This window comes from Infirmifilum sp., assembly GCF_049970975.1.
Lineage (GTDB): Archaea > Thermoproteota > Thermoprotei > Thermofilales > Thermofilaceae > Thermofilum > Thermofilum uzonense.
In genome coordinates this window covers 1-6,825 of sequence record NZ_JBMFLX010000071.1, presented here as the reverse complement: position 1 = coordinate 6,825, position 6,825 = coordinate 1, and the positions used below count along the sequence as shown (strand labels likewise).

Here is a 6,825-nt window from a genome sequence, read left to right as displayed (position 1 = left end):
AATGGCAATGAAAAACAACTTCCCTTCTCCTATAACTGGGTAGCGTGCTAAGCATCTCATCCCAGCCTGAGTAAATACAAGCTAAATAAGTGCCATCTGTCTCGTTAAAAATATGTGTTTTTTCATCAGGCTTTACTATAATTAGTCTTCCACCAGCCGCTATCATACCATCACATTGCTGGTTTATCTTCCAGGTAACTACTGCAGAGGTTGGGCTAACTGAAAATAAGAAGTCGTTCTGCTTCTCATCTCCATATAATTGACTACAACTCGATGTCTGTTCACAGCTACAAAAACTTTCTTTTTGATACTTATAGAGTAGTGGAGATTAAGTTTTAGATTTTCCCCATAAAGCTAAGTGAGGCTATAGCTAAAATTGTTTCAATAGTATATAGGTTTCTTAAATTAAAATAAAACATTTAGAAGTTTTTCAAAAAGGGTAAAAAATAAATAAGACTCCCCGAAAGTTATAATGGTATGTCGGAAATACTTGAACCCCTCGTAGGCAAGATCGTATTAACCTTAGCACGCGAAGGTTTTAAAGGCTCTATTTATGCAGTGGTTCAAAACTCTCTCCAGAGCTTTCCCAGTTCCAAAAGAAGAACACTGACAGACGCTGACATAGCTACATTGGCTAAAGTATTATCTGAAGTAATCAGAAATAGGCCTGAGTTTCAGTCTATAGATGAGACGAGGCTCCGTGAAATAATTAGATCCGAGATCCAGCGGTCGTTGCGCGAGACTCGTTGAATGTATATGATTTAAACGAATTTTTCTCGAAGAGGAGTGACTAATGGATAAAAACATTTCTAAAACTTCCTAAACACGATTTGGGGGTATTCCTACAGAAAAAAAATTTATATTATTCTTCATTGTATTTCTAAACGGTAAACAATGTCTGATGAGTTTGATAGACAATTTAAAGATCTTCAAAAAACAGCTGAACTTTTAACCGGGAAACTTGTCGTTTGGCTCGGTAAGGAAGCCACTAAGGGAGCAATCTACGCTGTTGTAGCTAACTTTCTTTCACAAAAACTTCCGCAGCTTCAAAGAGCGAATGCAAGCGAGCAGGAAATAGTTCAAGCCTTGCTGAGAGAAATAGAGGCTAGCCGAGCAGCACCCTTAGCTCCTCAAGTCACTCAACAACTCTCCCAGGATGAAGCCCTCAGGAGAATAATTCATGAAGAGCTTCAAAGAATTCAGCAGCCAGTATACCACCCGCCTCCAGCTACCCCTACCCAGTACCAGCCCCCTCCTGTTACTCCACCGAGAGCTGATTTTGAAACTGAATCCTATCGGAAACAATTAGAGGATCTGGAAAGAGACATCGAGCACTACAAGGAGCTTATAAGAAAACTTGAGTCCTCCTGGGTCGAAGGCAAAATCACCGAAGAAGAATTCAGGCGCAAAAACGCCGAGATTAGTGAGAAGCTTCAGCAGCTTGAACAAAAGAAGCAAAGAATCCTAATAGCTATAAGGTGAGGTAATGAACCTAAAAATAGTTATAGGCATTATCTTAGCTGTTCTAGGTCTCGGATCAGGAGTATGGGGTTGGATAACATCTGGATTACTAGGAGCTTTTCCAGCTGCAGGCTTAATAATGTTCCTTATCGGGATCTATTTGATAATTTCGGGCATCAGATCCCCCAAGAAAAGCGCCTCAGCAATACCCGAGCTAGTCGCGACTCCTTTAGGATTAGCAGTGGGATATGCACTAGGTAACATAATGTATGAAAACTTCAAGAAATATCTTGACGAGAAAAGCTCCAAGCAACAGCTAACGCTATCGCAAATCCAGGAAATTGAAAGGAAGTTGGACGAACTATACCTGCAGGGAAAGATGCCGCCAGACCGCTATCAAAGAGCAAAAATCCTTGTGCAGGAACTAAAGAGAAGACATACCTCTTAAACACAGAATTTTAAGATTTTTCTCAATCCTAGCATAGTTCCCCTCTTTAACCTCTGCTTCTCCAAGAACTTTGATTAATTAATTAGGACGCTATCTCATCCTAAAAAACTTAAATACCTAGGCTTTGATATTATCATGATGTCTAGTGATAAAATTTTAGAGAACATCTCCCCCGAGATGCTCTCAGCGTTTTCAAAAAAGCTCGGCACATCTGAAGGAGAAGTCAAGGAAAAATTGAAAGATCTAGCCCAGAAAAGGTTATTTGTTTATTTTTCAGATACCCCCCCGCCCCAAATAGAGGGCGTAAAGGTCTTGAGAAAGTTTAAGGACTTGAATATTCTTAGTGTCGAGTGCACCCTTGAAGGATTAATCTCCTTACTTAAGTCTGACAATGTTATCAAGGTAGAGCCTGTTCCTAAAGCCAAAGCGCTAGGCAAGACAATAAGAGAAGCATGAGGGAAAGGTTTATGGTGAGCCAGGAAGCTTACATGAAGGTTCATTATGAAATTCTCGCCCGAAGAGAAGACGAAGCCGTGAAATCTTTTCTTATTCTCAGTTCGAGTACCCATGAGGTGAAGGAGGCCTCGTGGAATCCAGGCGAGAAAACCCTTTCCAAGGCACTAGATGCCCTCGGTATCCCCATTTCGTCTCTTCATGAAAAGGACATAACACCTATTCGAGTATTCCCTGAGCTAGGAGTCATTTCAGCCGTCTCTAAAGTCAAGAGCATTTTAGATCTGATTGAGCAGGCTCTAGCAAAGTTGATCAGAAGAGTTGAACCAGTCCCTAGGTCCAAAGCCCTCCTAATTTCAAGCGTCCCAATGATCAAGACCCCCTTTGTCTGGGAGCAAGGCTACACGGGCAAGGGGGTCAAGGTAGCTGTGGTAGACTCCGGAATAGATCCGAGCCATCCCGAACTCCCCCGAGCTGTAGCATCTAGAAGCTTTGTCGAAGATGAGCCTGTGGACGATCTTGATGGGCACGGAACACATGTCGCAGGCATAATCGCGGGGCGCGGCGAAATCTATTCAGGTATTGCCCCTGACGCTAGCCTGATTAACTCCAAGGTGTTAAATAAGGATGGATGGGGCTACGATGACGACATTTTCGCCGGTATAGAGTGGGCTGTTGAAGTCGCTGGGGCTCAGGTGGTAAACTTGAGCTTGGGGCATACCCCGTTACCCTCGGAAGCGGAGATTAAGTTCGCCTCAAAGTATTTGGAATGGATCAGGAGGGGGGTGTTATTTGTCGCCGCTGCTGGGAATGAAGGACCTGCCCCCGAGACTATAAAATCACCCGCAATTATACCTGGTGTAATAGCTGTCGGTGCCGTGGACAAGCAGGGCTTAATAGCGAGCTTTAGCTCGAGAGGCTCCCAACGAGTCGAGAAGATTCTTGGAGAAATTAAGCCTACGCTCGTAGCTCCCGGAGTAAGTATCGTCTCCACTTTTCCCTCCGATATTTCTCACAAGGGAAAAATTGACCCCTTACATGCTTATCTTAGTGGAACGAGTATGGCTGCACCCCATGTGACGGGAATTATAGCTCTCCTCCTTGAAGCTTCAGCCGAAAGAGGATACCCTCCACAAGACAATTATTCCAACATTGTTGCCTCACTAATAGCTTCAGCGAGATCACTCCAAGCTGATAAGTATGCGCAAGGTCACGGCATCATAGACTCACGGAGAGCCCTAGCTGGACTCGGAAAACAAAAGATCCAAGCACCCGGCGAGGATGCTTTAGACCGGTACAGAAACTATCTCTCGATTCTGGAATCGGAGAACCTAAACGCGCGCGTCGAAAGCATGGTGGAAATCCTGCAAAGCTTTCTCGGTGTTGGAATACTCGCTATGTCCTTCCTCTCACCGGGCGGCAACCCCTCTGCTAGTATTCTTGATGCGCTACGCAAGGCTTACCAGAGTGGCCTTATCACACGGGAGCAATACATCTACACGCTAGCCTACCTCCTCGATAAACAGAAGAAACAATAACAAGTCCTTAAGTACATGATCCATGGGAACCCCGGCCAATCCTTAAACTTCCGGCGGGACAAGCGAAAAATTTTTTAAAAGTCTAACTTCTCTACCTTCACCCGATCGGTAGCAGGGGGACTGATCATATCCACACTATTAGACGAAAAATTAATCTCTCACTCTACAACATTTTTAGTGTGTCTCAGTGTGACTTAAAAGAATTCGTACGCAAACTGCTAGAATCATGTGATTTTTTGGACGAGGGCAAAGAAGACGAGCTTATCCGTAAAGTCAAGGTGCATGGACAAGACATCATTCATAAGTGCCTAGGAGACCTAGAACGCCTAGTAAACGACCCTTGCATGGAAAAGCTCCCACCCTACATGAAGAACGAGTTCACGGAAAAAATAGAGCACAGAATCCTAAGAGCACGTGAAACGCTAAGCGGCCCCCCATTACTCTCACTCAATCTGGGCTCACGGGTAGTTACGGAGGGAGGAGAGCTGGCAGTCCAAATAACCGTGAAAAACCCCCGCGTCGTCCCCCTTAAAGCCAAAATCAGCATCTCTGGCGACTTCGAGGTTGACGCGCCCACCCATAGCCTCGTCGTCCCCGAGCTCCAAGAAACATGCCTTGACATCAGATTGAAACCTAGAAGTGCAGGCCCCAAGAAGATCACGGCAAAGCTAGAGATCCAGGGAGAAAGCTCATCTCCCATAATTGTAGAAGAGCAAGTAAGCGTAAATCCCTATAAACCCGAGCTCGTGGTCGAGGCCTCCCCACTGGTAGATAAAGCTCGAGTAGGAGAAGAGGTCGAGGTCAAACTAACGCTCAGAAACATTGGTACGGTCCCCCTCAAGATAAACATCCCAGGAAGCCAAGCACCCCTCACACTGGAAAGCGGAGAACAATACGAGGCAAACCTGAAAGCAACTGTACCTGACAGCGGAGTCATAAAACTCGAGCCAATAACCTTTACCGACCCCAAAGGAAACCTTTACAGGAAAGAGATAACCCCAATAAAGCTCATAGTGGAGAAGGCTCAGGAGCCACAAAAGAGGGAAACTCCAGAGCCACAGAAAGAAGAAAAACTACCAATCAAGGAGGCAGCCCCCCAGCTCAACCTCGAGGATATACTCTCACAGATAGCCTCCCACGCCCTTGCAGCGTTTATCGGAAAGATTATCGGCGAGAAATTCCCCGAGAAAAAGGAGTTCCCCAAACCAGTCCTTGTTGAAGACCTACCCTACATCCTCCAAGGAGACACCACAGTAATACTCGAAGACCCCTCAGCTGTAATCGAGGACGACAAGGGAAGCTACCTCATCGTGCGGAAAGCAAAGCCTGCCGAACTCCAATACGTCATAACAGTCGAAGCAGCGGTCAAGCTTGTCGACAACTTCAAGCTAGCAGTCGACTCAGCGTTACGCTCCTGGAACCCATTCCCAGACGCAGATCTCTCAAAGAAAACAGAGACGATCCAAGACGAGGAGTTAAAAAGCATACTCAAGAAGACGGCTCAGCCCAGGCGTGAAATCCCCGAGAATTTCCGCATCGAGTACACCTTTTCTCGAGGAGGCCTCCTGAAAAAGACTATACTAAGAGTCCACGTAGGATGCTACTCCAGGCTCAAAGTGCTCTATGAGAGAGGACGAGACGACGTTCCCGCAAGCATAGGCGGCGTGATGAAAAGCCTAGAGCTACCCGAGCCCGCCGAAGACACCCCCTCAATATATGTTCTAGCATCCCCCACGGGTTGGGATCCATCATCGGTAAGGCAGGCCGAGGGGTCCTCTCGCCCAGCCCTCTACATCTTGATAAACCTAAAAACAGGAGAACTACATTACAACTCCAGTGACCCCCTATCAACAGGGCTCGCAGAGGAGCTCAAAAAGATTTTAGGCATAACTGGTCCCCTTCTCCATAGCGAGGAGATCCTAGACTACGACAAGATGCTGCTAAAAGGCGAAATAACAGAGGAGTTCTACAGGAAGAAAATCCACGAGCTATTACTCAAACAGGTAAAGACTCAGACGACAGAGCGGCACGCGAGCCAGCCGCCCCAGCCCTAGCAGCCTCGCGGATAGCCCGCCGAAGCTCCCCCTCCAGCACCTCACACTGTCTAGAACTCTCTACAAGCCTCCTCATATGACGCCACGTCACCTCACGATATGTGGCAGGAGATATCCTACCCTCATTGAGGAGCCTAGACGCCTGGGCAAGCGCCCACAAGCTCTCATCCCTCGCCCTCAAAGCATTAAAGTACTCCTCGGCCTTCCTCAAAACCTCGTCAACCCCCCCAACCAAGCCATACTCCCTAAGCACATCCACTGGCAACACACCACCCCCCTCCACACCTGCCCTACTAGCCGGCAGGTAAACTATCCTAGGAGGAACCTCTACAGGCCTTGCGCCAGCCTTCCTCCCATAAAGAACCCCAAGCGCGAAAGCCGCACCTAGAGTAACCCCGCCCATCAATACCACGAAAACATACATTCAATAAATACTTTTGCCCGCTCAGGCACAGCGTCCTCTTCATCACACATATATGATCCCCCTCACCGCAAATCATACAATTGCCAAGCTGTAAAGAGCCCCGCCTGAGCTTCAGCTTCCCGACCACGCAGAGCAGTTTTCCAAACCGATACAATACAGGAAAATGTTTAATTTGAATCATGCCACAAATATATCGTGAGCCTCGAGAAGGAACTACTAGAAGCAGTTTCGTCGGGTGACGTGGCGAGGGTTAAAGAACTGTTGAAGAAAGGGGTAAACCCCAACGCAAGGAACATTCTTGGCAGAACACCACTCCACTTGGCCGCGTTCAGTGGTAACATTGAAGCCACGAGGCTTTTACTCGAGCATGGCCCAAATGTTGACGCTAAGGACGTTTACGGTTCCACACCGCTTCATGATGCTGCCATTCGGGGTAATCTCGAGGTT

The 6,825-nt window shown here is 46.9% G+C and carries 8 protein-coding genes; 7 read left to right on the top strand and 1 reads right to left on the bottom strand.

Annotation, left to right across the window (positions count from 1 at the left end; all coding sequences use genetic code 11):
- Positions 1 to 477 precede the first annotated feature (477 nt).
- From ACP5KC_RS08000 to ACP5KC_RS07975, 6 genes are all read left to right on the top strand, one after another.
- Complete coding sequence (locus ACP5KC_RS08000) at positions 478 to 750, top strand: hypothetical protein (RefSeq protein WP_428287217.1); 273 nt, start codon at positions 478 to 480, stop codon at positions 748 to 750.
- 144 nt (positions 751 to 894) lie between these two features.
- On the top strand, positions 895 to 1,482 hold the full coding sequence (locus tag ACP5KC_RS07995; protein WP_428287216.1) for a hypothetical protein: 588 nt from the start codon (positions 895 to 897) through the stop codon (positions 1,480 to 1,482).
- 4 nt (positions 1,483 to 1,486) lie between these two features.
- A complete protein-coding gene (locus ACP5KC_RS07990) occupies positions 1,487 to 1,909 on the top strand; it encodes a hypothetical protein (protein WP_428287215.1) in 423 nt (140 codons plus the stop codon).
- A 138-nt stretch (positions 1,910 to 2,047) separates the two neighbouring features.
- On the top strand, positions 2,048 to 2,365 hold the full coding sequence (locus ACP5KC_RS07985) for a hypothetical protein (RefSeq protein WP_424739199.1): 318 nt from the start codon (positions 2,048 to 2,050) through the stop codon (positions 2,363 to 2,365).
- 14 nt (positions 2,366 to 2,379) lie between these two features.
- Positions 2,380 to 3,900, top strand: coding sequence for a S8 family peptidase (locus ACP5KC_RS07980; RefSeq protein ID WP_428287214.1), 1,521 nt, complete (start codon positions 2,380 to 2,382; stop codon positions 3,898 to 3,900).
- 179 nt (positions 3,901 to 4,079) lie between these two features.
- The gene (locus tag ACP5KC_RS07975; RefSeq protein WP_428287213.1) at positions 4,080 to 5,954 is read left to right on the top strand and encodes a hypothetical protein; all 1,875 of its coding nucleotides are present in this window, start codon (positions 4,080 to 4,082) and stop codon (positions 5,952 to 5,954) included.
- Here ACP5KC_RS07975 and ACP5KC_RS07970 read toward each other — a convergent pair.
- Complete coding sequence (locus ACP5KC_RS07970) at positions 5,896 to 6,357, bottom strand: hypothetical protein (RefSeq protein ID WP_428287212.1); 462 nt, start codon at positions 6,355 to 6,357, stop codon at positions 5,896 to 5,898. The two genes, ACP5KC_RS07975 and ACP5KC_RS07970, sit on opposite strands and share 59 nt — an antisense overlap.
- A 216-nt stretch (positions 6,358 to 6,573) precedes the next feature.
- On the opposite strand from ACP5KC_RS07970, the gene ACP5KC_RS07965 reads away from it, so the two are divergent.
- Positions 6,574 to 6,825, top strand: a 252-nt coding sequence (locus ACP5KC_RS07965; protein WP_428287211.1) for an ankyrin repeat domain-containing protein, incomplete at its 3' end; no start/stop codon positions are given.